At 70.8% G+C, this 24,926-nt stretch carries 22 protein-coding genes; 7 read left to right on the top strand and 15 right to left on the bottom strand.

Going from position 1 to position 24,926, the window contains the following annotated elements:
• Positions 1-17: 17 nt before the first annotated feature.
• The 12 genes from metH to ACFC0D_RS28140 all read right to left on the bottom strand — a co-directional run bounded on the left by metH (position 18) and on the right by ACFC0D_RS28140 (position 13,647).
• Positions 18-3,473: a methionine synthase gene (gene metH, locus ACFC0D_RS28195; RefSeq protein ID WP_376441607.1), complete on the bottom strand. Its 3,456-nt coding sequence runs from the start codon at positions 3,471-3,473 to the stop codon at positions 18-20.
• Entirely contained in the window at positions 3,470-4,453 is a 984-nt protein-coding gene (locus ACFC0D_RS28190; protein ID WP_376441604.1) for a carbohydrate kinase family protein, read from the bottom strand. Before ACFC0D_RS28190 ends, metH begins: the two co-directional genes overlap by 4 nt.
• 3 nt (positions 4,454-4,456) lie before the next feature.
• Positions 4,457-5,695 carry a methionine adenosyltransferase gene (gene metK, locus ACFC0D_RS28185; protein WP_376441601.1) on the bottom strand — a complete coding sequence of 413 codons (1,239 nt, stop codon included), beginning with the start codon at positions 5,693-5,695 and terminating at the stop codon, positions 4,457-4,459.
• On the bottom strand, positions 5,692-5,949 hold the full coding sequence (locus ACFC0D_RS28180) for a phosphopantetheine-binding protein (protein ID WP_376441598.1): 258 nt from the start codon (positions 5,947-5,949) through the stop codon (positions 5,692-5,694). Before ACFC0D_RS28180 ends, metK begins: the two co-directional genes overlap by 4 nt.
• Positions 5,950-5,962: 13 nt before the next feature.
• Positions 5,963-6,412, bottom strand: a complete 450-nt coding sequence (gene acpS / locus ACFC0D_RS28175) for a holo-ACP synthase (protein ID WP_376441596.1) — start codon at positions 6,410-6,412, stop codon at positions 5,963-5,965.
• A gap of 1 nt (position 6,413) precedes the next feature.
• Positions 6,414-7,319 (bottom strand): hypothetical protein, encoded by a 906-nt coding sequence (locus tag ACFC0D_RS28170; protein WP_376441593.1) that lies wholly within the window; start codon positions 7,317-7,319, stop codon positions 6,414-6,416.
• Between the two features lie 38 nt (positions 7,320-7,357).
• Positions 7,358-8,251, bottom strand: a complete 894-nt coding sequence (locus ACFC0D_RS28165) for a diiron oxygenase (protein WP_376441590.1) — start codon at positions 8,249-8,251, stop codon at positions 7,358-7,360.
• 28 nt (positions 8,252-8,279) lie between these two features.
• On the bottom strand, positions 8,280-9,323 hold the full coding sequence (locus tag ACFC0D_RS28160) for a class I SAM-dependent methyltransferase (RefSeq protein ID WP_376441588.1): 1,044 nt from the start codon (positions 9,321-9,323) through the stop codon (positions 8,280-8,282).
• A 91-nt stretch (positions 9,324-9,414) separates the two neighbouring features.
• Positions 9,415-10,266, bottom strand: a complete 852-nt coding sequence (locus ACFC0D_RS28155; protein WP_376441586.1) for a class I SAM-dependent methyltransferase — start codon at positions 10,264-10,266, stop codon at positions 9,415-9,417.
• Between the two features lie 44 nt (positions 10,267-10,310).
• A complete protein-coding gene (locus tag ACFC0D_RS28150) occupies positions 10,311-10,826 on the bottom strand; it encodes a MaoC family dehydratase (protein WP_376441583.1) in 516 nt (171 codons plus the stop codon).
• A gap of 83 nt (positions 10,827-10,909) precedes the next feature.
• Positions 10,910-12,124, bottom strand: coding sequence for a trans-sulfuration enzyme family protein (locus ACFC0D_RS28145; protein ID WP_376441580.1), 1,215 nt, complete (start codon positions 12,122-12,124; stop codon positions 10,910-10,912).
• A gap of 89 nt (positions 12,125-12,213) precedes the next feature.
• Positions 12,214-13,647 (bottom strand): MFS transporter, encoded by a 1,434-nt coding sequence (locus ACFC0D_RS28140; protein WP_376441577.1) that lies wholly within the window; start codon positions 13,645-13,647, stop codon positions 12,214-12,216.
• A gap of 142 nt (positions 13,648-13,789) precedes the next feature.
• Between ACFC0D_RS28140 and ACFC0D_RS28135 the strand changes: the two genes are divergently transcribed.
• The 4 genes from ACFC0D_RS28135 to ACFC0D_RS28120 all read left to right on the top strand — a co-directional run bounded on the left by ACFC0D_RS28135 (position 13,790) and on the right by ACFC0D_RS28120 (position 19,198).
• Positions 13,790-14,449, top strand: coding sequence for a hypothetical protein (locus ACFC0D_RS28135; RefSeq protein ID WP_376441574.1), 660 nt, complete (start codon positions 13,790-13,792; stop codon positions 14,447-14,449).
• A gap of 98 nt (positions 14,450-14,547) precedes the next feature.
• Positions 14,548-16,740 carry an FG-GAP repeat domain-containing protein gene (locus tag ACFC0D_RS28130; RefSeq protein ID WP_376441572.1) on the top strand — a complete coding sequence of 731 codons (2,193 nt, stop codon included), beginning with the start codon at positions 14,548-14,550 and terminating at the stop codon, positions 16,738-16,740.
• A gap of 165 nt (positions 16,741-16,905) precedes the next feature.
• Positions 16,906-18,132: a Cmx/CmrA family chloramphenicol efflux MFS transporter gene (locus ACFC0D_RS28125; RefSeq protein WP_376441660.1), complete on the top strand. Its 1,227-nt coding sequence runs from the start codon at positions 16,906-16,908 to the stop codon at positions 18,130-18,132.
• A 67-nt stretch (positions 18,133-18,199) separates the two neighbouring features.
• Positions 18,200-19,198, top strand: coding sequence for a hypothetical protein (locus ACFC0D_RS28120; RefSeq protein WP_376441569.1), 999 nt, complete (start codon positions 18,200-18,202; stop codon positions 19,196-19,198).
• Between the two features lie 58 nt (positions 19,199-19,256).
• On the opposite strand, the gene ACFC0D_RS28115 is transcribed toward ACFC0D_RS28120, so the two are convergent.
• The 3 genes from ACFC0D_RS28115 to ACFC0D_RS28105 form a co-directional block, all read right to left on the bottom strand.
• Positions 19,257-19,544 (bottom strand): DUF4031 domain-containing protein, encoded by a 288-nt coding sequence (locus tag ACFC0D_RS28115; protein WP_376441567.1) that lies wholly within the window; start codon positions 19,542-19,544, stop codon positions 19,257-19,259.
• 13 nt (positions 19,545-19,557) lie between these two features.
• Complete coding sequence (locus tag ACFC0D_RS28110) at positions 19,558-19,914, bottom strand: hypothetical protein (protein ID WP_329117808.1); 357 nt, start codon at positions 19,912-19,914, stop codon at positions 19,558-19,560.
• Positions 19,915-20,044: 130 nt separating this feature from the next.
• Positions 20,045-21,196 (bottom strand): RNA-guided endonuclease InsQ/TnpB family protein, encoded by a 1,152-nt coding sequence (locus ACFC0D_RS28105; protein WP_376441564.1) that lies wholly within the window; start codon positions 21,194-21,196, stop codon positions 20,045-20,047.
• A 188-nt stretch (positions 21,197-21,384) separates the two neighbouring features.
• On the opposite strand from ACFC0D_RS28105, the gene ACFC0D_RS28100 reads away from it, so the two are divergent.
• Genes ACFC0D_RS28100 through ACFC0D_RS28090 form a run of 3 tightly spaced genes read left to right on the top strand, consistent with a single transcriptional unit; the run spans position 21,385 to position 24,828 of the window.
• Entirely contained in the window at positions 21,385-22,350 is a 966-nt protein-coding gene (locus ACFC0D_RS28100) for a MurR/RpiR family transcriptional regulator (RefSeq protein ID WP_376441561.1), read from the top strand.
• A 32-nt stretch (positions 22,351-22,382) separates the two neighbouring features.
• The gene (gene murQ, locus ACFC0D_RS28095; protein WP_376441559.1) at positions 22,383-23,309 is read left to right on the top strand and encodes an N-acetylmuramic acid 6-phosphate etherase; all 927 of its coding nucleotides are present in this window, start codon (positions 22,383-22,385) and stop codon (positions 23,307-23,309) included.
• A 37-nt stretch (positions 23,310-23,346) separates the two neighbouring features.
• On the top strand, positions 23,347-24,828 hold the full coding sequence (locus tag ACFC0D_RS28090) for a PTS transporter subunit EIIC (RefSeq protein WP_376441556.1): 1,482 nt from the start codon (positions 23,347-23,349) through the stop codon (positions 24,826-24,828).
• Positions 24,829-24,926: the final 98 nt, after the last annotated feature.

The raw sequence follows: 24,926 nt of genomic DNA, 5'->3' as shown, positions 1-24,926 counted from the left end.
AAGAGTGCGATGCGCGGTCAACGCCGGCCCCCCGCGTTGAAGTAGCTCGCCTCCGGGTGGTGGACGACGATCGCGTCCGTCGACTGCTCGGGGTGCAGCTGGTACTCCTCCGACAGCTCGACCCCGATCCGCTCGGGCCGGAGCAGGTCGGCGATCTTCGCCCGGTCCTCCAGGTCGGGGCAGGCCGGGTAGCCGAGCGAGTAACGACAGCCCTGGTACTCGGTGCGCAGCATCCCCTCGATGCCCGCCGGGTCCGCTCCCCCGATACCCCATTCCGCGCGCACCCGCGCGTGCCAGTACTCGGCCAGCGCCTCCGCCAACTGCACGGACAGGCCGTGCAGTTCGAGATAGTCCCGGTAGCGGTCCGCGGCGAACAGCTTCGCCGTCTCCCCGCCGATCCGGGAGCCGACCGTGACGACCTGGAGCGCGAGGACGTCCACCTCGCCCGCGTCCTCGGCGCGGAAGAAGTCGGCCAGGCAGAGGCGGCGGCCCCGCTGTTGGCGGGGGAACGAGAAGCGGGTCCGCTCGCCCCCGTCCTCGTCCAGGACGATCAGGTCGTCGCCCTTGGACACACAGGGGAAGTAGCCGTGCACCACGGCCGCTTCGAGGAGCTGGTCGGTCTGGAGCCGGTCCAGCCAGCCGCGCAGCCGCGGCCGGCCCTCCGACTCGATCGTCCCGGCGTCCTTGAGCCCCCACTGGCCCTTGAACAGGGCGCCTTCGTCGAGCCAGGACGCGTACTCGGCGAGCTGGATGCCCTTGACGACCCGGGTGCCGAGGAACGGCGGCTCCGGTACGGGGTTGTCCGGGGCCACGTCCGAGCGGCCCGCCGGCTCGGGCTCCCGTACCTCCAGGACGGGCGTGCCCCGCCTCGGCACGCGCCGCTGCTTCAGCTCCGGGAGCACGGCGCCGGGGATGCCCCGCTTGACCGCCATCAGCGCGTCCATCAGCCGCAGGCCCTCGAAGGCGTCCCGGGCGTAGCGCACCTCGCCCGCGTACAGCTCGTGCAGGTCCTGCTCGACGTACGCCCTGGTCAGCGCGGCGCCACCCAGGATCACGGGGAACTTCGCCGCGAGTCCCCGGCCGTTCAGCTCCTCCAGGTTCTCCTTCATGATGACGGTCGACTTCACCAGCAGGCCCGACATGCCGATGACGTCGGCGCGGTGCTCCTCGGCGGCGTCCAGGATCGCGGAGACCGGCTGCTTGATGCCGAGATTCACCACGTTGTAGCCGTTGTTGGACAGGATGATGTCGACGAGGTTCTTGCCGATGTCGTGGACGTCTCCGCGGACGGTGGCCAGCACGATCGTGCCCTTGCCCTCGGCGTCCGACTTCTCCATGTGCGGTTCGAGGTAGGCGACGGCCGCCTTCATGACCTCGGCCGACTGGAGCACGAACGGCAGCTGCATCTGCCCCGAGCCGAAGAGCTCGCCGACCGTCTTCATCCCGTCCAGCAGGATGTCGTTGACGATCTCCAGCGCCGGCCGCCCTTCCAGGGCATCCGCGAGATCGGCCTCCAGGCCGTTCTTCTCGCCGTCGACGATCCGCCGCTTCAGGCGCTCCTCCAGCGGCAGCGCGAGCAGTTCCTCGGCCTTCCCGGCCTTCAGGGACTTCGCCGTCGCACCCTCGAAGAGCTCAAGGAGGCGCTGCAGCGGGTCGTAGCCCTCCCTGCGCCGGTCGTGCACGAGATCGAGGGCCACCTCGACCTGCTCCGGCTCCAGTCGGGCGATCGGCAGGATCTTCGACGCGTGCACGATCGCCGAGTCGAGTCCCGCCTTCACGCACTCGTCGAGGAAGACCGAGTTCAGCACGATCCGCGCGGCCGGGTTCAGGCCGAAGGAGATGTTGGACAGACCCAGCGTCGTCTGGACGTCCGGGTGGCGGCGCTTGAGCTCCCTGATCGCCTCGATGGTGTGGATGCCGTCGCGCCGGGACTCCTCCTGCCCGGTGCAGATCGTGAAGGTCAGGCAGTCGATCAGGATGTCCGACTCCCTGATGCCCCACTTCTCCGTCAGATCGGCGATGATCCGCTCCGCGATCGCGACCTTCGCCTCGACCGTGCGGGCCTGCCCCTCCTCGTCGATCGTCAGCGCCATCAGCGCGGCCCCGTGCTCCTTCGCGAGCGCCGTGACCTGTGCGAACCGGGACTCGGGCCCGTCACCGTCCTCGTAGTTGACCGAGTTGATCACGGCCCGGCCGCCGAGCTTCTCGAGCCCGGCACGCAGCACACCCAGCTCCGTCGAGTCGAGCACGATCGGCAGCGTGGACGCGGTGGCGAAACGCCCCGCCAGCTCGGCCATGTCGGCCGTCCCGTCCCGGCCGACGTAGTCCACGCACAGATCGAGCATGTGCGCGCCCTCGCGGATCTGGTCGCGCGCCATCTCCACGCAGTCGTCCCAGCGGCCGTCCAGCATGGCCTCGCGGAACTTCTTGGATCCGTTGGCGTTGGTCCGCTCCCCGATCGCCAGGTACGACGTGTCCTGGCGGAAGGGCACATGGCTGTAGAGCGAGGAGGCGCCCGGTTCGGGGACCGGGGTACGGGCCGGCACGGCCGCGCCCCGCACCCGCTCCACGATCTCGCGCAGATGCTCCGGGGTCGTCCCGCAGCAGCCGCCGACGAGCGCGGGGCCGTACTCCCGTACGAAACGCTCCTGGGCGTCGGCCAGTTCGGCGGGCGACAGCGGATAGTGGGCACCGTCCGAGGTCAGCACCGGCAGTCCCGCGTTGGGCATCACCGACACCGGGATCCCCGCGTGCCGCGACAGATACCGCAGGTGCTCGGCCATCTCCGCCGGGCCGGTGGCGCAGTTCAGCCCGATCATGTCGATGCCGAGCGGCTCCAGGGCGGTGAGCGCCGCCCCGATCTCCGAGCCGAGGAGCATCGTGCCCGTCGTCTCCACGGTGACCTGCACGATCAGCGGCAGGTCGAGCCCGCACCACTCCAGGGCCCGGCGGGCGCCGACGACGGCCGCCTTCGTCTGGAGCAGGTCCTGCGAGGTCTCGATCAGCAGGGCGTCGGCGCCGCCCCGCAGCAGCCCCTCGGCATTCTGCCGGTACGCCTCGCGCAGCGGCTCGTACGTGATGTGGCCGAGGGTCGGCAGCTTCGTGCCGGGGCCCATGGAGCCGAGGACCCAGCGGGGCCGGCCGTCGCGGGCCGTGTGGGCGTCGGCGGTGGTACGGGCGATCCGGGCGCCGGCCTCGGACAGCTCGTAGACCCGGTTCTCGATGCCGTACTCGGCGAGGGCGGCGAGGTTCGCGCCGAAGGTGTTGGTCTCGACGCAGTCCACACCGACGGAGAAGTAGGCGTCGTGGACGGAGGCGACGATGTCGGGCCGAGTGACGTTCAGGATCTCGTTGCAGCCCTCCAGGTTCTGGAAGTCGTCCATCGTCGGGTCGGCGGCCTGGAGCATCGTGCCCATCGCCCCGTCGGCGACGACGACCCGGGTCGCGAACTCGTCCCGCAGCGACCTCCTCATGACAACCCCCTGAGATGAACGAGCAGTTCGGCCGTGCAACCCATGCCGTACGTCGTCCTGATCCGGTCCACGAGCGGGTCGCGGTGCAGCCGGTACTCCTGCGTGCCCACGTAGTCGAGGACGGTGGCGGCGACCGCGCAGCCCAGCTGCGCCGCGCACCGCTCCGGCACGCCCCACGCCGTACCGGCGAGGAACCCGGCGCGAAAGGCGTCCCCGACACCGGTCGGGTCCACGACCCCGGGCACCGGCACGGCCGGCACGGCCAGGGTGTCCCGGTCCTCGCCGCGGATACGGACACCGGCCTCGCCGTGGGTGGTGACCCAGACGCCGACCCGGCGCAGGATCTCCGCCTCCGACCAGCCCGACTTCTCGCCGAGGAGGGCCGTCTCGTACTCGTTGGAGAACAGCCACCGCGCACCGTCCACCAGCTCCCGCACCTCGTCCCGGCCGAGCCGCGCCAGCTGCTGCGACGGGTCGGCGGCGAACGGAATCCCCAGCTCACGGCAGGTACGGGTGTGCCGGAGCATGGCCTCGGGATCGTCCGGGGAGACCAGGACCAGTTCCAGACGCCCCGTCCGGGCGACGACCTCCCGCAGGTCGATCTCGCGGGCCTCGGCCATCGCTCCGGCGTAGAAGGTGGCGATCTGGTTCTGCGCCCGGTCCGTCGTACAGACGAACCGGGCGGTGTGGAGCGACGCGCTGACGCGCACCGAGTCGGTGTCCACACCGTGGTCCTTCAGCCAGATCCGGTACGGCTCGAAGTCGGCGCCGACCGCGCCCACGAGGACCGGACGCAGTCCGAGGACCCCGAGCCCGAAGGCGATGTTCGCTGCCACTCCGCCGCGCCTGACCTCCAGGTTGTCGGCGAGGAACGACAGGGAGACCCGGTCGAGCCGGTCGGCGAGCAGCTGCTCGCTGAACCAGCCGGGGAAGGTCATCAGATGGTCGGTCGCGATGGATCCCGTGACAGCGATACGCATATGTCAGACCCCTTTGACCTTGCTCGGCTCCGGAGCGCGCGCGGCCTTCTTCAGCGCGTCCACCCGGTCCGTGCGCTCCCAGGTGAAGTCCGGGAGTTCGCGGCCGAAGTGGCCGTACGCCGAGGTCTGGGCGTAGATGGGCCGCTTCAGGTCCAGGTCTCGGATGATCGCGGCAGGCCGCAGGTCGAAGACCGTGCGGACCGCGTCCTGGATCGCCTCGTCCGGCAGTGTGCCCGTGCCGAAGGTCTCCACGAACAGGCCCACCGGCTCCGCCTTGCCGATCGCGTACGCGACCTGCACCTCGCAGCGTCGCGCCAGACCCGCCGCGACGACGTTCTTCGCGACCCAGCGCATCGCGTAGGCGGCGCTCCGGTCCACCTTGGACGGGTCCTTGCCGGAGAACGCGCCGCCGCCGTGGCGGGCCATGCCGCCGTACGTGTCGATGATGATCTTCCGGCCGGTCAGGCCCGCGTCGCCCATCGGGCCGCCGACCTCGAACCGTCCGGTCGGGTTCACGAGCAGCCGGTAGCCGTCGGACTCCAGGTTGACGCCCTCCTCGGCGAGCGCCTTCAGCTCCGCCTCGACGACGAACTCCCGGATGTCCGGGGTCAGCAGCCCCTCGACGCTGATGTCGGACGCGTGCTGCGACGACACCACCACCGTGTCCAGACGTACGGGCCGGTCGCCGTCGTACTCGATGGTGACCTGCGTCTTGCCGTCGGGCCGCAGATACGGGACGGTCCCGTTCCTGCGGACCTCCGTCAGCCGGCGCGCCAGCCGGTGCGCCAGCGCGATCGGCAGCGGCATCAGCTCGGCCGTGTCGTCGCAGGCGTAGCCGAACATCAGGCCCTGGTCGCCGGCGCCCTGCGCGTCGAGCGCGCCCGAGCCGCCCTCGACCCGGCTCTCGTACGCGGTGTCCACACCCTGGGCGATGTCCGGCGACTGGGCGCCGATGGAGACCGACACACCACAGGAGGCGCCGTCGAAACCCTTGGTGGAGGAGTCGTAGCCGATGTCGAGGATCGCCTCGCGCACCAGCTTCGCGATCGGTGCGTACGCGGTGGTGGTCACCTCGCCCGCGATGTGCACGAGCCCGGTGGTCAGCAGCGTCTCCACCGCGACCCGCGCACCGGGGTCGTCGGCGAGCAGGGCGTCGAGGATGGTGTCGCTGATCCGGTCGGCGATCTTGTCGGGATGTCCCTCGGTCACCGACTCCGAGGTGAACAGGCGCCGGCTGCTCATGCCTGGCCCACCTCCTGGCGCGTGTCCGCGAAGAAGTGGGTCCCGATGGCGGCGAGGGTCCGGATCTCGTCGACCTGCAGGGTCTCCATCCGGATGGACCGGCCGCTCTCCTGCTCCAGCAGGAAGACGAACTCGACGAAGGACAGCGAGTCGATGAGACGGTTCTCGATCAGGTCGAGGTCGGGGGCGATGTCCTCGCGCTCGGGGTGACGCTCGAGGATCCAGTTCTTCACCTGCTGCAGGCCGTCGGCCATGGTTGCTCTCCTTTTAACTGCGGGGTACGGAAGGGGTGGGGGGCGCGACGATGATCGGAGCGGCGACCGCCACCGCGTAGTCCACGTCGTGGCTGATGGACACGGTGATCTCGGTGATGCCGGACACGGCGGCCATCTCGGCCGCGCTGCGGTGCAGCTCCACCAGCGGCCAGCCGCCTTCGGAGCGCCGTACGACGATGTCCGGCCAGGGCAGGAACCTGCCCCTGACCCGGAGGGTCTTGAATGCCGCTTCCTTGGCCGCGATCCGTCCGCACAGGCTCAGGACGTCGAGCCCGGTGGAGGTGCGGCAGTCGGCGAGTTCGCCGGGGGTGAGCATCCGCTCGAAGAACGTCTCGCCGTACTCGGTGAGAAGCCGGCGGACACGGTTGACGGACACGATGTCCATGCCGAGGTTCGCCCAGCCCAGGCCGCCCGCCGGCGGGGCGGCAGGTCGGGCCGGCACGTCAGATCACCGGCCCGGCCGCCACGCCGACGTCACTCGCGTCGGCCCGCATCCGGGCGTTCGCGTCGAGGACCGCCCGGGTGGCCGCATCCCAGCTGCCGTGGCGCCGGGTCAGCGCCGACAGCCAGCGCTCCAGGCCGAAGGCGACGCAGCTGGTGAACGCCGGCCCGCCGGTCGACGCCAGCGTGATCGCGCAGCGCTCGCCGAAGAAGTTGCGGTGCGTGTTGACCGAGGCGATCGCCAGGTCCTCGTACAGGAACTCGTGCTTCACCGGGGTGAGGCGCTGGAGCACCGCCTTGGATCCGCCCTTGTCGAAGAACGGGTCGCAGGCGGCCTCCCGGCGCAGCGGCAGGTCGAGCGCCGCGGCGAAGGAGTGGATGCGGTCGGTGAAGTCGACGAGATGCGTCTCGGCGTGCTCGCGCCCGCCGATGGCGACGATCTCCCGCATGCGGAAGCCGAGTTGGCGCCGCATCCCCTCGTAGTGGGTCTCCTTGCGGAAGCACCAGGAGCAGACGGTCACCAGGGTGTCGTCGGCGACCTGCCGGCCCTGGTGGTCGAGGTAGACGGCGTAGCAGGACGCCGAGGGCAGTCCGAGCGCGGCGGGTTCGAGCGCGTCGCACGGAAAGCAGCCGGTGTCGGAACAGAAGGTCGAGGTCTCGCGGCGCTCCAGGTCGAGCGGGGCGGCGACGACGGCCTGGTGGGGGAAGTTGTCGTAGTAGTCGAGCCGGGCCAGGTCGGCGGCCGGCAGGAGCGGGGGCATGGTCATCGGGCGGGCGCCCGCGGTCACTCCCCAGCTCTCGAAGGTGTCGTCGAGCAGCCGCAGCAGCGCGGTCGCCTCGGGGCCGAGGGACGGCAGTCCCCTGGCCTCCCCGGGGGCCCCGACGCTCGCGGGGGTCGTCACGGTCATGGTGGATTCACCTCTCGGGTGCGACGGTCCGGCGGCCGTCAGACGACGGGCAGGGTGTCGTCGGAGAAGATCCCGGTCTTCAGGAAGAAGGCGAGCGGCTTGCGGATCGCCTTGCGCTCGTACGGGCGGCGGCGCTCGTCGGCGACCAGCGCGTTGCGCAGGGCCAGCGGGTCGGCGACGCCGGCGTCGCGGTAGACGTGCGGGTTGTAGAGGGAGTTGATGCTGTAGACGACGTACCGCTTCAGATACGCCTCGACCTCCGCGACCCGTGCGGCGGGCACCGCCTCGCGCATCCGGGAGAAGAGCAGCGAGACGAGCTCGCGGCCGAAGGCGATGTGGCGGGACTCGTCCTGGTGGTGGATGCGGTTGACCTCGCGGATGGTGCGGCACAGGGAGTCGTCCTGTGCCATCCGCATGTTGTAGTGGTCGACCAGCTCCTCGAAGAACAGGATGCGGGCGAAGACCAGGAAGTTCTCCACCTCCGGCTCCCAGGCGGAGTCGGCGCGCATCGCGGTGGAGCCGTAGATCTTGTTGCCGTAGCGGCGGCAGAACTCGGCGAAGAACCACATGTGTTCGTTCTCTTCGCCGATGAAGTGGTGGAAGAAGTCCGAGGGGACCTCGAAGCCCGGCATGTGGATACGGCCGACGACCTCGATGAGGAGCTCGCGGATGCCGTGCACGTTCAGGCTGTAGAAGTTGATCGACTCCCACTTCGACAGCTTCTGGATCGTCTCCTCACCGAGCTCGTCGTAGTACGGGGTGCCGTACACGGTGAGCAGCTCCGGCGTCATCCACAGCTGCTTCTCCTCCAGCCGATCGGGCCAGTCGAACTGCTGGTAGGGGTTGTAGTACTCCTCGATGGAGCGGGAGCTGAGCCGCTCAAGGACTTCCATGAACCGGTCGGTGACGGGCAGGGGGGCGCTGACGCCCATGGAGAGCTCCTAAGGACGGGAAAGCTGGTCAGGGCCGGACTTCGTAGACCGCGTTGACCGGGGTCTCGGTGGCGCGGCGCCAGCGGGTGAAGCCGGCCTCCTCGGCGATGGCGCGGAAGGCCTTCTCGCCGGAGTGATTGCCGAGCGCGTGCCGGCCGCGCTGGGCGACCGCGACGGGCAGGCACATCACGGCGGACAGGGCCATGAACATGCGCGCGGCGGGGGTGTTGGTGTCGATGTCGGCGGGCGAGACGTTCGACTCGACGAGCATCCAGGTGCCGTCCGCGTCCAGGGACTTGTGGACGTGCTGGGCGGCGGCGACCGGGTCGCCCATGTCGTGCAGGGCGTTGAAGAAGCAGACCAGGTCGTAGCCGGAGCCGGGGTAGTCGTCGGCGGAGGCGACCTCGAAGACGACCCGGTCGGACAGGCCGGCCTCCTCGGCGAGCTGCCGGGCGATGGAGATGGCCTCTTCGGAGTAGTCGAAGCCGTGGACGGTGGCCCGGGGGAACGCCTTGGCGATCAGCAGGGTGGTGTGGCCGACACCGCAGCCGACGTCGGCGACGGTGCCGCCCGCGGCGAGCTTGTCCGTGACCTGGTGCAGGGCGGGCAGCCAGTCCGGTACGAGCTTGTGCTCGTACGTGGGCTGGAAGAAGGAGCCCATGCCGGTGTCGAGCGCCGCGTCGTGCTCGGCCCAGCCGACGCCGTCGCCGGTGCGGTACGCCTCGACGAGCAGGTCCTCGGTGGCGTACAGCGCCTTGAGCGCGGTGAAGAACCCGGCGGCGAAGGTGACGGCCTTCGGGTCGGCGAGGACCTCGACGTGGTCGGCGGGGAGCGTGTACGTGGCGGCGCTCGGGTGGCGTTCGACGTAGCCGGCGGAGAGCTGCGCGTGCAGCCACTCCTCGATGTACCGGGGGTTCGTGCCGGTCTTCTCGGCGAGCTGGACGGAGGTGAGCGGGCCGGACTCGGCCAGCGCCTTGTAGAGGCCGAGCCGCTCTCCGAGGGCGACGGTCAGGCCGCGGACGGCGGCGCCGGCGTCGGTGATGACCTTCTGGTGGAAGTCGTGGGCGCTCATACGGGAGTCTCCTCTCGGGTCGGGGGGCGGCCGGTCACGGATCGGGCGCCGCGGCGGTCCGAGGAACACGCCGCCGGGCCGATCACGGCGATCACGCGGCGAACCCCGAGCCGGTGCCGGAGGCTCCCGGCAGGTCGCAGCTGAACAGGAAGGACCGCGGTACGCCCGGCACGTTGCGCGCCGGAACCGGGTACGGCCAGCGTTGGAAGTCGGCGCCGTCCTCACCGGGCTGCTTGACCTCGCGTACGTCCCAGCCGCAGGCGGCGAGCAGCGCCTCGGGCTCCTCGGTGCCGAAGAGCCACGGATTGCCGTCCTCCCTCAGCGCGCCGAGGAACGGACGCGACAACGGGTTCTCCAGCGCGGCCCGGGAGATGACGTCGCCGAGCAGCACCGAGCCGGGCGCCGCGTGGGCGGAGAGCGTCGAGATGAGGGTCCGTACGGCCTCCTCGGGGAGGAAGAACAGCAGGCCCTCGACCACCCACAGGACGGGCTCGTCGCTCTTCCAGCCGGCCTCCTTCAGGGGGCCGGTCCAGTCCTGGGTCAGGTCGACCGGGACGGTGATCCGGGTGCGGCCGGCCGGCAGGGGCTCGTCGGCGAGCATCTTCGCCTTGGCCTCCAGGAGGGCCGGGCGGTCGAGCTCGTAGACGGTGACGCCGTCGGGCCAGGGCAGGCGGAAGAAACGGGTGTCCATGCCGGCGGCGAGGAAGACGACCTGGCGGATGCCCCGCTCCTCGACGGCGCGCACGATGGCCCGGTCCAGGTAGGTGGTGCGGATGGCGAGGAACGGCACGGTGCCGGCCCCGGCGTAGCGCTCGAGCAGTTCGAAGCCGACCTCGTCGGCGACGGTGCGCGCGTAGGGATCGGCGAACAGCCGGTCCTCGCGCTCGGTCTCCAGGGCGCGCGCTGCGGCGGTCCACTGGGCGGTGCGGGATACGGCCTCCACAGGAGGTCCCCCTTCATGTGATGGAGAGATTCGGACGGCCGTGTTCAGGCACTGACGCGCGCACAGGCAACGGGGTCCTCGGCCGCGGGCATCGACGACAGATGCGCGGCCTCGGAACCGGCGGGACGGCGCCGGAAGATGCTGTGCAGGATCATGCTGAACACGGCCGTCCCGTCGGCGGCCACGAGCGTGCACCGCGGTTTGACGGTGCCGGTGGCGGGATTGAACGGCGACGGGGTGGAGCCAAGGATCTCCACGCGGGCGGTCAGGACGTCCCCGGGTCGTACGGGACGCAGATAGCGGACCTCGTCGATTCCGGGTGAGCCCATGCAGGCGCTGTAGGCGAGCAGTCCGTCCACGTAGCGCCGCATGAACATGGCCTGGGTGTGGAAGCCGCTCGCGATCAGTCCGCCGAACTGCGAGCGCGTGGCGAGATCGGGGTCCGTGTGGAAGGGCTGCGGATCGAAGCGCCTGCCGAACTCCAGCACCTCCTCCGTGGTGACGGTGACGGTGCCCAGTTCATGGACGTCGCCCGGCCGGAAGTCCTCGAAGTAGCGCATCCCGCGCCCCCCTTGACCTAAAGGATGGTCGTTCCCTGGCGTTCTCTGACATCACCCAATCTACGAATGGCTCATTTATTTTGTCAACCCAAAAGAAGACTCATGTGCCCCCAGCCGCCCGGCTCTTCACCGCCGCCGAGCGCCTGCTCGAAGTCCCCCCACAGGTCCTCGACGTCCTCGATGCCGACGGACACCCGCACCAGGCCGACGCCTATGCCGGCCGCGTTCAGCGCCTCGGCGTCGAGCTCCCGGTGGGAGGTGGACGCGGGATGGGTCACGAGCGTCTCGACGCCGCCGAGGGAGAGCGCGAGCCGGGCGATCCGCACCCGCTCGATGAACGCCCGGCCCGCCTCCCGGCCGCCCGCCAGCTCGAAGGAGAGCAGCCCGCCGCCCCCGGAGAGCACCTCGCGGGCCGTGCCGTACGAGGGGTGGCCCACGAGCCACGGATGATGGACGGCGGTCACGTCCGGGCGGACCGCGAGCCGCTCGGCGAGAACGGCGGCGTTCGCGCAGTGCTCCCGCATCCGCAGCGGCAGCGTCTGCAGCCCGCGCAGCGTCAGCCAGGCGGCGAACGGGTCGGCGCAGGCGCCCAGTTCGACCGTCCGCGGCCACACCGCGCGCCGCAGCCCGTCGTCGGCGAAGACCGCGGCGCCACCGAGGACGTCCGAGTGCCCGGAGAGGTACTTGGTGGTGGAGTGGACGACGATGTCCGCGCCGAGCTCCAGGGGGCGGCAGAGAACCGGCGAGGCGAGCGAGTTGTCGACGAGCGAGGTCACCCCGAGGTGCCGGGCGGCCGCCAGCAGGCCGGGCAGCTGCGGGACGTGTCCGGTCGGATTGGCGATGGTCTCCAGGACGAGCAGCCGGGCCCCGCGTGCGGCCGCCTCCTCGAACTCGGCGACGTCGTCACCCGAGATGTACGTGACCTCGATCCCGTACCGCTCCGCGAGATCCGACAGGACCGCGTACGTCCCTCCGTACAGGCACCGTTGCGCCACCACCCGGTCGCCGGGCCGCAGCAGGGCGAGCAGGACGCCGCTGATCGCGCCCATGCCGGAGGCGAAGGCGAGGGCGGACGCACCGCCTTCGAGCCCGGCCAGGGTTCGCTCCAGGGCTCGTACGGTGGGATTGCCGCGCCTGCTGTAGACGTAGCGGCCGTCGGGGCCCGCCATGGCCTCGGCCAGCGCGTCGGCCGAGTCGAAGGCGAAGGCCGAGGACTGCACGAGCGGTACGGAGAGCGGCCGACCGCCCTCCTCGGGCGGCTCGTCGACGACGTGCACGGCGCGGGTACGGATGTCCATGGCTGCTCCCTGACTCGGATACGGAAAAGGGGCCGCCCGATGTCCTGTGGACGGACATCGGGCGGCCCCTCGGTCGGCGCGGTCACGCCTCACGCGGAGACCTTCTCCCCCTGCGGGGCGGGGGTGGACTCGGCTGCGAGGGACTTGTCGCTCTTCATGACGAGGAGCGTGATCACACCACCGACGGCGGCGATGACCGCGGCGCCGACGAAGGCGGCCGAGAAGCCGTCCGTGAGGGCGGGCAGGTCGCCGATCCTGTCGGCGCCCTGGGACATGGCGACGGCGGTCAGCGCGGCCAGACCGAGGGCGGAGCCCACGTTGTAGGTGGTGTTGACGATGCCGGAGGCGAGACCGGCCTGCTCCTGCGGGGCGCCGGCCATCGCGGCGATCATCGCGGGGATGTAGGCGAGGGACATGCCGAGCGCGGCGACCAGCGAGGCGGGCAGGACGTCGACGAGGAAGCTGCCGGTCGGCGGGACGGCCGCCAGCCAGACGAGCCCGGCCGCGAGGACGAGCAGGCCGCCGGCGATCAGCGGCTTGGCACCGAACCTGCCCATGAGGCGGGCGGTGATGGCCGTCATGAAGATCATCAGCAGGACGGTCATCGGGAGCAGGGCGGCACCGGAGGCGAAGGCGCCGTAGCCGAGGACCTGCTGCAGGTAGAGGTTGAGGAAGTACCACATCGGGATCCACGCGGCGCCGAGCAGCGTCATCGCCAGGTTGGCCGAGCCGAGGCGCGGGACGCGCCACACGCTGAGCGGCATGAGCGGCTCGCGGACCGACTTCTGGATCACGAAGAAGAGGATGAGCAGGGCGGCGGCGCCGACCAGTTCCAGGATGGTGGCGGTGGCGCCCCAGCCGACCTCGGGGGCACGGACGACGGCGAACACGGCGAGCGCGAGACCGGCGGTGACGGCGACGGCGCCGAGGATGTCGACGGAGCCGCGGCGGGACTCGACGGCCGGGAGCAGCTTGGTGGCGGCGAGGGTGGCGAGGCCGATCGGGATGTAGATGATGAAGACCCACTGCCAGCTCATCCACTCGGTGAAGACACCGCCGAGGAAGACGCCCGCGGTGCCGCCGGCGGGGGCCGCGGCGCCGTAGAGCGCCATCGCCTTGCCGAGCTCCTTCGGGTCGTGCATGAAGAGCATCATCAGCAGGGTCATGGCGGAGGGCGCGATGAGCGCACCGCCGACACCCTGGACGGCGCGGCCGACGATCTCGACCCAGGCGGTCTGCGCGGCGGCGGCGACGACCGAGCCGGCGATCATGATCGCCCAGCCGGAGACGAAGATCTTGCGGGCGCCGACAAGGTCGGAGAGGCGGCCGCCGAGGAGCAGGAGTCCGCCGAAGACGATGACGTAGGCGTTGAAGATCCACTGGAGTTCACTCTGCGAGAAGCCCAGGTCCTTCTGCATCTCGGGGAGCGCGACGCCGATGATCGACGTGTCCATGATGACCATGAACTGGGCGGCGGCGAGCACGACAAGTGCCCACCAGCGCCGGGGATTGACGGTTGACATTGCCCTGCTCCTTCTCTCGCACATACCCCTAGGGGGTACCTTCGCGGAGCACCGTAGCATACCTATGGGGGGTATGTAAGGCTGTGATGGAGGGGGAGTTGGAACGCGAGCTTCCAGGTTCTCGGGGCGGCAGAATGCAGCCATGACCGAACCTTCGGACCCCGCCCTGCTCCAGCGCTGGAACGCCACCCTGCGCGCCGCCCGCACCGGCCACGAGGGCCCGGACCCCGCCCCGTACGGCCGGAATCTGCTGACCCGGTGGGCCGAGCCGCAGCGGAGGTACCACACGGTGGACCACCTGCGGGCGGTCCTCGACCGCATCGACGAGCTCGCCGATCAGGGCGGCGAGGGTGGGGAGTTGGAGCTGGTCCGGCTGGCCGCCTGGTTCCACGACGCGGTCTACCGCCCGGAACGCTCGGAGAACGAGGAGCGCTCGGCGGTCCTGGCCGAAAAGGCCCTGACCGAGGCGGGCCTCACTCCCCACGAGGTGGCGGAGGTGGCCCGCCTGGTCCGCCTGACGATCACCCACGACCCGGCGGACGGCGACATCAACGGCGAGATCCTCTGCGATGCGGACCTGGCGATCCTGGCGACGGACGAGGATACGTACGGGGGGTATGTGCGGGCGGTCCGTGAGGAGTACGGCTTCGTCCCGGAGGACGCGTTCCGCCAGGGCCGCGCGGCGGTCCTGCGCCAACTCCTCTCCCTGCCCCGCCTGTTCCGCACCCCGTACGGCGCGGCGGCCTGGGAATCGGCGGCCCGACGGAACCTGGAAAGGGAGCTGGCGGCCCTCGGGGCCTGACGGGCCGACACCCGCTCCTCGTACAACCTTTCGCTCCGTCACGGGTCACATCAGGTGTGGCGCACGGTGCGCCTGATGCTTGTGAGGGAGAACAGAACGTGGCGCACGCCCGCTCGACCCGGCGGCGGCTCATCGCCGCCACCACCACCGTTCTCGCCGTCACGCTCGGTGCGGGCACGCTGTCCGCCCCGGCGCACGCCGTCACCACGGCGACGACGGCGGCGACGACGGATGTGGCGAACACCGCCGCGGCCCCTGTCGCCTTCCCGAAGAACGCCAAGCTGATCGATGCCGGGCTGGGCTACTTCACCACGCGGGCCGACGGAAGCTTCACCACGGCGGTTCGGTCGCTCAAGGACGGAACCGGCACGGGTTACGGGTTCAGCACCGCCCTGCGGTCCTCGCGGACCACGGACTACCTGGTCTTTCCGATGACCTACCAGGTCACCCTCCGGAACCTGACCACCATGTCGGTGCTCGACGTCCCCGTCGGGTCGGCCGCCGGCGCCACCTACGTCGGATCGGCGGCGAACGCGGTGTTCACGCGGTCCGCGGACGGCACGGTGCGGCAGCACAGGCACCCGTCCGAGGGTGGCACCGTGACCGTGACCGGCCTCCCGGCCGGGGCGAGCGCCGTCTCGGTCACCCCGGGCACCCCGGATGACGCCCTGGTCACGTTCATGGACGGCACAGGGAAGAAGTGGGGCCTGCTCGATCTCGCCACCGGAACCGTCGACGAGATCCACCACCGCACGCCGACCTCCGGCAACGGCGACATCGCCGTCTCGCAGACGCACGTCGCCTGGACCGACGGCGACGAGACCGACCGCCCGGCGGTGTACCTCCTGGACCGGGCCACGGACACGGTCGCGGAGGTCCCGGTCGAGGACGCGTACACGAACGACCTCCAGCTCGGCCTGGTCGGCGGCTGGGTGGTGTACGGCGAGGCCGGCGGCCTCTCCAACGGCGACACGAACCCGCTGTACGCCCTGACCGCCTACAACGCCGCCACCGGGGCGAAGGTGAAGCTGCTCGACCACCTGACGTCGTCCTCGGCGGCTCCCGACGGCCTGTACGTACGCGGCGGCACCATCGCCCAGGGCGAGGGCCTCTACAAGATCGTGCCCGGCGCGGACGGGGCGGCTCCGACCGTCGGCCTGGTGGCGACCACCGGCGAGCCCACCCACGTCGTCATCGGCGCCAACGACATCCCCTCCGTCGTCGACCTCGACAAGAACGGCGGGAAGGCGGCCTTCACCTGGGGACTCTCCCGGAGCACCGTCAAGGTGGACGTCACCCTGCGCCACGTCCGGACCGGGAAGGTCCGCACGTTCACCGAGACCCACCCGTACAACCCGAGCGTGACCTTCACCTGGGACGGCATCATCGGCTCGGACTTCACGAGCGCCTACAACGGCGACTACACCTGGCAGCTGACCGCGAAGCCGCTCAACGGGATCGGCCCGGCCGCGAGCGCCTCCGGCGCGTTCAAGGTCACCCGCAAGGCCGCGCCGCACGACTACGACGACAACGGCTCCCCGGACCTGCTCTCCCGTGACGGCTCCGGCAGGCTGTGGCGGAGCGACACCAGCTTCTACGAGGAGTCCGGCCAGCTGACGGCCCAGTCGCGCAAGCTGATCGGCACCGGCTGGGGCGGCTACAACCAGATCGAGGCCGCCGGCAACATCGCCGGAGCCGCCCACGGGGACATCGTCGCCCGTGACGCCGCCGGTGTCCTGTGGCACCACCTCGGCAACGGCGACGGCACCTTCGCCGGCCGCTACAAGATCGGCACCGGCTGGGGCGGCTACACCAAGATCGCCGCCGGCAGCGACCTCAACGGCGACGGGAAGCCCGACCTCGTGGCCACCGACGCCGCCGGGGCCATGTGGCTCCACAAGGGCACCGGCAGCTGGCGGACGCCGTACACGACCCGCGTGAAGATCGGCTGGGGCTGGCAGGGCTACAACCAGATCACCGCCACCGGTGACATCGCCGGAGGCGCCGCAGGTGACCTCGTCGCCCGCGACAGCGCGGGTGTCCTCTGGGCGTACCTCGGCAAGGGCGACGGCACCTTCGACACCCGCATCAGGATCGGCACCGGCTGGGGCGGGTACACGCACCTGGTCGGCGTCGGCGACGCCAACCGGGACGGCCGCGCCGACCTCGTCGCCGTCAGCCCGAACGGCCAGTACCTCTACCAGGGCACGGGCAACTGGCGTGCTCCCCTCGGCGGCCGGCAACCGGCTTCCCTGCCCAACGTCGGGGACCCGGGCGACCACGTCGCCTGACGGCACGCGGCACCGGTCCCGCCGCAGGCACGGCGGGACCGGCGTCCGTATCGCGAGACAACCCGCCCCGGGGGAATGTCAGGCACAAACCGCAGGTTGACGCATGTCATGCCGTCAACCTCCGCCGAGCGCACCGCACCCCCGTCCGCCCCCGCCGCCACCCGTATGCCCCTGGCCGTCTACATCCTCGGCCTCTCCGTCTTCGCGCTCGGCACGAGCGAATTCATGCTGTCCGGCCTCCTCCCACCCATCGCCGACGACATGAACGTCTCGATCCCCCGCGCCGGCCTCCTCATCTCCGCCTTCGCCATCGGCATGGTCGTCGGCGCCCCGCTGCTCGCCGTCGCGACCCTCCGGCTCCCCCGCAAGACGACCCTGGTCACCCTGATCACCGTCTTCGGCCTCGGCCAGGTCGCCGGCGCCCTCGCACCCAACTACGCCGTCCTCTTCGCCTCCCGGATCGTGAGCGCGCTCGCCTGCGCCGGATTCTGGGCGGTCGGCGCCGCCGTCGCCATCGCGATGGTCCCCGTGAGCTCGCGCGCCCGTGCCATGGCGGTCATGATCGGCGGTCTCTCGATCGCCAACGTCCTCGGCGTCCCCGCCGGCGCCTTCCTCGGCGAGCACCTCGGTTGGCGCGCCGCGTTCTGGGCGGTCGGCGTGGCCTCGGCGATCGCGCTCGTGGGCGTGGTGACCCGGATCCCGCACATCCCGCTCCCCGAGACCAAGCCCCGCCTCAAGCGTGAGCTGGTGATCTACCGCGACCGCCAGGTCCTGCTCTCGATCGTGATCACGGCGCTCGCCGCGGGCGGTGTCTTCTGCGCGTTCTCGTACCTGGCCCCGGTCATCACGGACGTCGCCGGGATCGACACCCGCTGGGTCTCCGCGATCCTCGGCCTCTTCGGCATCGGCGCGCTGATCGGTACGACGATCGGCGGCCGGGTCGCCGACGCCCACCTCTTCGGGGTCCTGCTCACCGGCATCACCGCCTCGACGGTCTTCCTGGTCGCCCTGGCCCTCTTCGCGTCCAGCCCGGCCGCAGTGATCGCCCTGTCCTTCCTGCTCGGCGTCTCGGCCTTCTACACCGCGCCCGCCCTCAACGCCCGCATGTTCAACGTGGCCGGCGCCGCGCCGACCCTCGCGGGCGCCACCACCACGGCCGCCTTCAACCTGGGCAACACCGCCGGCCCCTGGTTCGGCGGCACGGTCATCGACGCGGACTTCGGCTTCGCGGCGACCGCGTGGGCGGGAGCGGCCATGACAGTGGTGGCACTGGCGACGGTCGCGCTCTCACTACGGCTGCACAAGTCCCGCTCGCGTGTGGTGGCCTCCTCCACCCCGGAGCGGGAGAAGGAGCTCGTCGCCCCCCGTACGTCGCTCACGGCTGCCGACTGACAGGGCTCCCGCCCGCACGGGTGTGCGACGATCGCCTGTCACACACGAGACCGTGGGGGAGAACGCAGTGAAACTCAACAGAATCAAGGGGCTTGGCCGGGCGGCGGTCGGCGTCCTCGCACTTGCCCTGGGCGGCTCGTTGCTGGGCGCCGCGCCCGCCACCGCGGCGTCGACGGCGTTCGAGTACCAGGTGACGCGGAACGCCGACACGTACCTCGACGTGCCGGGTACGGAGATCGCCTTCGACGCGCTCGCCGGCGAGCGGTCGGTCCTCTGGTCCCGGCACTTCTCGACGGGACCGGTCTCGGCCGTCGGGGCCGGTGACAACATCGGCAACACCTTCGCCGTCCGCTGCCGCAACGCGGACGGCACGGCCCTGCCGACCGGGACGGAGGCCGGGGCCTTCTGGGCGGCCAACCTGGTGCCGCCGAACGAGACCTCGCTGACCGCAGGGCTCCGCTGGATGTTCATCGCGCCCGCTGACGGCAGCTACACCTGCCGCCTGTCGATCCTCTCGTACTCCTCGATCATCACCGGCGGCCGCACCGTCACCATGCGCGTCCCTGCCGGAGCCGAACTGGCCAGGGACACCTACTCCTCGATGTCCCGCTGGACGCTGCTCGCCGGCAGCGGCACCACCGTCGCCCGCGGCGCCACGGCCAGCACCCTCGGCTCCACCAACACCCCGACGGGCGAGGACATCATCGTCTACCAGGACGCGGAGCTCACGACCTGCCTGGCCGGCTCCTCGATCTGCTCGGGCGGCACCGCAGACCACACCTTCACGCGCGTCGAGACGTGGGTCGAGGCGCAGCCCAAGAACGCGGACGGCGCACTGTGCGGCGGCCCGATCAAGGGCCCGGTCTCGGTGTGGAACATCAGCAACGCCAAGCACCACCAGACGGCGGCGAACACCCTGCGCCTGACGAAGGCACAGCTCGGCGGCTGCAGCCAGATCCGGATGACGCTGAAGGTACGGAACGTCGACGGCAACCCGGTGAAGATCCACGACGACTACGCCTCGGGCAGGATCGCGGCGACGCACGGCGTGGCCTACAGCTACTGAGCCGCACGCGGTCATGGGGCCTGTCCCGAAAGGCGGGCCCCACAAGCGGCACCGCCCGCTACAGCGGGTCGGACTCCGTCTCCCGCCGCGGGAACTTCGGCCGCCGCAGTCCCGCCTCCGTGATCCGCCGTACGAGTTCCTTCGAGCCGACCTCGACCGCGCCGGCCGCCACCGCGTCCGCGTAGCGGTCCGACGGGATGTCGTAGTGGTCGCGCTCGAAGGCGCGCGGCGGGGCGCCGATCCTCGCGGCGAAGGCGTGGAGCTCCTCGTGCGAGATGTCGCTGACGAGGTGCGACCACATACGGCCGTGGCCCGGCCAGGTCGGCGGGTCGATGAAGAGAGTCACCTGAGGACCGCCGTCACGTCAGACCTCCGACCGGGGCGACGACCACGCCCGCCTTGCCGCAGACCCAGTGCGGGTCCGGGCCGAGTTCGGGTTCGACGTCCAGGGCGTGCGGGTCGCCGGAGGAGCACACGGGGCAGATGGGCCAGCGGCCGTAGCGCTCCAGGAGCGCGTCCTGCACGTCCTGGGCGACGAGCCCGGCGACGTACGTGATGCCCTCGGGCCACTGCTCCACCCACCACCGGCGGTGGGTGACGGCGTCCTCGACCATCGACACGACCTCGGCCGCTGCCACGTCGCGCGCCGCGAGATCGGCGAGGACCAGGGCACGGGCGGCATGCAGCGCCTGCTCCAGAGGGTCGATGTCGTCCATGCACACATTCTGGCACCCTCCCGCGCCTGAGGCCCGGGGTCCCAGGTCGGCCTCACGGCCTCCCGGGTGGTTCCTGTTTCATCGCCCGGCACCCCCTCTTGGGAGGTCTTACCCGGGCTCCGCAGGCGTTTTAGCTCTCGGCGTGCCCCGCCGCGAGGAGGGTGCGCCCTTCGGCGCGGAGATTGGCCTCGGCATTGGCGTCCCGATCGTGGCGGGCTCCGCAGTCGCACACCCACTCCCGGATGTGCAGCTGGTCGCGTCCCTTCGGGCCGACGAGTGCCCCGCATTCGGAACACAGCTGGGTGGAGGGGAACCAACGGGACACCTTCACGAAGCTCCGCCCGTAGCGGGCGCACTTGGCTTCGAGAGCGCGGGCGAACGTGCCGAATGACTGGTCGTGGACGGACTTGCCGAGCTTGCCGCGCCTGGTGCTCATGCCCCTCACGTTCAGGTCCTCCAGATAGACCGCTTGGCTCTCGCGGACGATACGGGTGGTTTCCTGCTCGATGAAGTCGCGCCGCTGATCGGCGATGCGTGCATGCACTTTGGCTACGGCGAGCTTGGCCTTACGTCTGTTGCTACTGCCCGTCTGGGCGCGGGACAGCTTCCGCTGGCCCCGCTTGAGCTTCTTCTCCTGACGCCGGAAGAACTTCGGCGAGGCGATCCTCCGGCCACGCAGGACCGCATAGGAGGACAGACCCAGATCGATACCAGTGTCTGTCTCTTCCGGGTGAAGCGGATCCAGTGGGGTGTCGCCCACCTCCACGACGAACGAGGCGAAATAGCGGCCCGCCGGGTCTTTGATGACAGTGACCGACGACGGCTCGGAAGGCAGCGAGCGGGACCAGCGGACCTTGATGTCGCCGACTTTCGCGATGAACAACCGACCATCGCCGCGCAGCACGAAGCCGTTGCGGGTGAACCGGGCCGTCTGCCTGCCGGACTTCTTCTTCATGCGGGGCGGCTGCATCTTCGGACCCTTGCGCATACCGCGCCTGGAGGCGAAGAAGTTCCGGTAGGCGGCATGCAGGTCCCCCAGGGACTGCACCAGCGCCACCGACGAGACCTCTTTGAGCCACTCCCGATCTTCGGTCTTCTTCCCAGCGGTGATGACGAGCTTCTGCAACTGGGCGTCCGTGATGAACGGCTCGCCCCGCTTGTATGCCTCGTTCCGCATCCTCAGACCGTCGTTGTAGACGGTCCGCGCACACCCGAAGGTCCGCGCCAGCATGACCTGCTGCTCGACAGTCGGATAGATCCGCTCGTTGTAACGCAGCTTCACGTGGCACCTCCCCGCGTGGTCAAGTCCTTTCGGGATCATGAATGGCTCGGTTGACAACCGTCAACTCACCAATCCCTTACTTGCCGGTCACCCGACAAGCCTCCGGGACGAAGGTCCCTTCCGCATCCGGGACCATCCGGGACCGAAGGGGTCTTGACGCCCCCAGCGCCCGAAAATATCTTTCAGGTGTGACCAATGACGTGAAGGAAAGTTTCAGAGGCGGCCGGGTGGTCGGCCGGCCCGGCGGGCCCACCCCCGGACCGACCCAGGACGCCCCGCCCGCGCCCGCCGCCCTCGCGGCCAAGGTGCGCACCCTCGCGCCGTCCATGACCCGCTCCATGCAGCGGGTCGCCGAAGCCGTCGCCGGGGACCCGGCCGGCTGCGCCGCCCTCACGGTCACCGGCCTGGCCGAGCTCACCGGCACGAGCGAGGCGACCGTGGTCCGCACCGCCCGCCTCCTCGGCTACCCCGGGTACCGCGACCTCCGCCTCGCCCTCGCCGGACTCGCCGCCCAGCAGCAGTCCGGCCGCGCGCCCTCCGTCACCGCCGACATCGCCGTCGACGACCCGATCGCCGACGTGGTCGCCAAGCTCGCCTACGACGAGCAGCAGACCCTCGCCGACACCGCCGCCGGACTCGACACCGTCCAGCTCGGTGCCGCCGTCGCCGCCCTCGCCACCGCCCGCCGCATCGACATCTACGGCGTCGGCGCCTCCGGCCTCGTCGCCCAGGACCTCGGCCAGAAGCTGCTCCGCATCGGCCTCCTCGCGCACGCGCACAGCGACCCGCACCTCGCCGTCACCAACGCCGTACAGCTCCGCTCCGGCGACGTCGCCATCGCCATCACCCACTCCGGCTCGACCGGCGACGTCATAGAACCCCTCCGCGTCGCCTTCGACCACGGCGCCACCACCGTCGCGATCACCGGCCGCCCGGACGGGCCCGTGACGCAGTACGCCGACCACATCCTCACCACCTCCACCGCCCGCGAGAGCGAGCTGCGACCCGCGGCCATGTCGTCCCGTACCAGCCAACTCCTGGTCGTGGACTGCCTGTTCACCTGCGTCACCCAACGTACGTACGAGACGGCGGCCCCTGCCCTCGCGGCCTCGTACGAAGCCCTCGCCCACCGCCACTCCCCCCGCACCCGCTGAACGTCAACGACGACGCACCGAAAGAGCCGCACGTGTCCTCTACGTACTCCGAGCTTCAGGCGCAACTGGCCACACTCACCACCGAGGCGTTCCGGCCCGAGCTCGCGGAGATCGACCAGCTCCCGACCCTCGACATCGCCCGCACCATGAACGCCGAGGACCGGACCGTCCCGGCCGCCGTCGCCGAGCGGCTGCCGGCGATCGCCGCCGCCATCGACGCCACCGCCGCCCGTATGGCGCGCGGCGGGCGGCTGATCTACGCCGGAGCCGGCACGGCCGGCCGGCTCGGCGTCCTCGACGCCAGCGAGTGCCCGCCCACCTTCAACACCGACCCCACCGAGGTCGTCGGCCTGATCGCGGGCGGCCCCTCCGCCATGGTGAAGGCCGTGGAAGGCGCGGAGGACTCCCGCGAACTCGCCGCCGCCGACCTCGACGCCCTGAACCTCACCGCGAACGACACGGTGGTCGGCATCTCCGCCTCCGGCCGCACCCCGTACGCCATCGGCGCCGTCGAACACGCCCGCGCCAAGGGCGCGTTGACGATCGGCCTCTCCTGCAACGCGGACAGCGGGCTGGGCGCCGCCGCCGAACACGGCATCGAGGTCGTCACCGGCCCCGAACTCCTCACCGGATCCACCCGGTTGAAGGCGGGCACGGCCCAGAAGCTCGTCCTCAACATGATCTCGACGATCACCATGATCCGGCTCGGCAAGACGTACGGAAACCTGATGGTCGACGTTCGCGCCTCCAACGAGAAGCTCCAGGCCAGGTCGCGGCGGATCGTCGCGCTCGCCACCGGAGCCCCGGACGAGCAGATCGAGACCTCCCTCGCCGCCGCCGACGGCGAGGTGAAGACCGCGATCCTGATGATCCTCGCCGACATCGACGCCAAGAGCGCCGACCAGCGCCTCACCGACTCACAGGGCCATCTGCGCGCCGCCCTGCACGCGCAGTCCTGAACCTCCCCGCCCCCGCACAGCAAGGCACCACCGCACCATGAGCACAGACGACAAGAACCGCGCCATCGCCGCCGCGATCCTCCCGCTCGTCGGCGGCGCAGAGAACATCGGCTCCGTGGCCCACTGCATGACCCGGCTCCGGCTGGGTCTGCGGGACCGCTCGCTCGTCCAGGACGAGGCCCTGAAGGCCCTGCCGTCCGTGATGGGCGTGGTGGAGGACGACACGTACCAGATCGTGCTCGGCCCGGGCACGGTGGCGAGGGTGACGCCGGAGTTCGAGGCGCTCGTCGCCGCGTCGGCACCGACGCACACCGCCGACGAGCTCGCGGCGCAGGGCGCGGCGATCAAGGCCGCGAGGAAGGCGAAGAACCAGACCCCCTTCAAGCTGTTCCTCCGCCGGATCGCGAACATCTTCGTCCCGCTGATCCCCGCCCTCATCGGCTGCGGCATCATCGCCGGCCTCAACGGCCTGCTCATCAACCTCGGCCGGCTGCCGTCCGTCACCCCCGCCCTCGCGGCGATGGCGAGCGGCTTCATGGCGCTGATCGCGGTCTTCGTCGGCTTCAACACCGCGAAGGAGTTCGGCGGTACGCCGATCCTGGGCGGCGCCGTCGCGGCGATCATCGTCTTCCCCGGTGTCGCCAAGATCGACGCCTTCGGCCAGACGCTGTCGCCCGGCCAGGGCGGTGTCCTCGGCGCGCTCGGCGCGGCCGTACTCGCGGTGTACGTCGAGAAGTGGTGCCGTCGCTGGGTGCCGGAGGCGCTCGACGTCCTGGTCACTCCGACGCTCACGGTCCTGGTCTCCGGCCTGGTCACGATCTTCGGCCTGATGTTCGTGGCCGGTGAGGTCTCCACCGCGATCGGGGACTTCGCCAACTGGCTCCTCGCCAACGCGGGCGCCGGCGCCGGCTTCGTACTCGGCGGACTGTTCCTGCCGCTGGTGATGCTGGGCCTTCACCAGGCCCTGATCCCGATCCACACCACCCTGATCGAGCAGCAGGGCTTCACCGTCCTCCTCCCGATCCTCGCGATGGCGGGCGCGGGCCAGGTCGGCGCGGCGGTCGCCGTCTACCTCAAGCTCCCCCGCAACGGCTCGATCCGCCGCACCATCAAGTCCGCCCTCCCCGCCGGCTTCCTCGGTGTCGGCGAACCGCTGATCTACGGTGTCTCGCTCCCGCTCGGCCGCCCGTTCGTCACGGCCTGCGTCGGCGGCGCGTTCGGCGGCGGCTTCGTCGGCCTGTTCAACATGCTGGGCGACAAGGTCGGCTCGACGGCCATCGGCCCCTCGGGCTGGGCCCTCTTCCCGCTCCTCGACGGCAACAAGGGCCTCGGCGAGACGATCGCGATCTACGCGGGCGGGCTGCTGGTCGGCTACGTGGTGGGCTTCGTGGCGACGTACTTCTGGGGCTTCAGCCGCGAGCTCCTGGAGGAGTTCAACGTGGAGACGGAGCCGGCGGAGGTCCCGGTGGCCTCGGGCGGTCCGGTGGCGCCGCAGATGCCGGAGCCGGTGAAGGTCTGACTCCTCGAATCGGCAGCGCAGGGCCGGCTCCCCGATCCCCGGGGAGCCCGCCCGCGGGGGGCGCCGGTGGGCCCACCGGGGGGGGCGGCGCGCCCGCC

It is taken from the genome of Streptomyces sp. NPDC056222 (assembly GCF_042264065.1).
Taxonomy (GTDB): domain Bacteria; phylum Actinomycetota; class Actinomycetes; order Streptomycetales; family Streptomycetaceae; genus Streptomyces.
The sequence above is the reverse complement of the archived record's forward strand: the minus strand, read 5'-3'. Positions and strand labels throughout refer to the sequence as shown.

Excerpts from the sequence above, each read along its gene's own strand:
- ACFC0D_RS28125 (WP_376441660.1), top strand. The coding sequence starts at position 16,906 with ATGCCCCTGGCCGTCTACATCCTCGGCCTCTCCGTCTTCGCGCTCGGC.
- ACFC0D_RS28140 (WP_376441577.1), bottom strand. The coding sequence starts at position 13,647 with ATGTCAACCGTCAATCCCCGGCGCTGGTGGGCACTTGTCGTGCTCGCC.
- metK (WP_376441601.1), bottom strand. The coding sequence starts at position 5,695 with ATGAGCAGCCGGCGCCTGTTCACCTCGGAGTCGGTGACCGAGGGACAT.
- ACFC0D_RS28090 (WP_376441556.1), top strand. The coding sequence starts at position 23,347 with ATGAGCACAGACGACAAGAACCGCGCCATCGCCGCCGCGATCCTCCCG.
- ACFC0D_RS28160 (WP_376441588.1), bottom strand. The coding sequence starts at position 9,323 with ATGAGCGCCCACGACTTCCACCAGAAGGTCATCACCGACGCCGGCGCC.
- metH (WP_376441607.1), bottom strand. The coding sequence starts at position 3,473 with ATGAGGAGGTCGCTGCGGGACGAGTTCGCGACCCGGGTCGTCGTCGCC.
- ACFC0D_RS28150 (WP_376441583.1), bottom strand. The coding sequence starts at position 10,826 with ATGCGCTACTTCGAGGACTTCCGGCCGGGCGACGTCCATGAACTGGGC.
- ACFC0D_RS28135 (WP_376441574.1), top strand. The coding sequence starts at position 13,790 with ATGACCGAACCTTCGGACCCCGCCCTGCTCCAGCGCTGGAACGCCACC.
- ACFC0D_RS28190 (WP_376441604.1), bottom strand. The coding sequence starts at position 4,453 with ATGCGTATCGCTGTCACGGGATCCATCGCGACCGACCATCTGATGACC.
- ACFC0D_RS28165 (WP_376441590.1), bottom strand. The coding sequence starts at position 8,251 with ATGGGCGTCAGCGCCCCCCTGCCCGTCACCGACCGGTTCATGGAAGTC.
- ACFC0D_RS28110 (WP_329117808.1), bottom strand. The coding sequence starts at position 19,914 with ATGGACGACATCGACCCTCTGGAGCAGGCGCTGCATGCCGCCCGTGCC.
- ACFC0D_RS28170 (WP_376441593.1), bottom strand. The coding sequence starts at position 7,319 with ATGACCGTGACGACCCCCGCGAGCGTCGGGGCCCCCGGGGAGGCCAGG.
- ACFC0D_RS28145 (WP_376441580.1), bottom strand. The coding sequence starts at position 12,124 with ATGGACATCCGTACCCGCGCCGTGCACGTCGTCGACGAGCCGCCCGAG.
- ACFC0D_RS28180 (WP_376441598.1), bottom strand. The coding sequence starts at position 5,949 with ATGGCCGACGGCCTGCAGCAGGTGAAGAACTGGATCCTCGAGCGTCAC.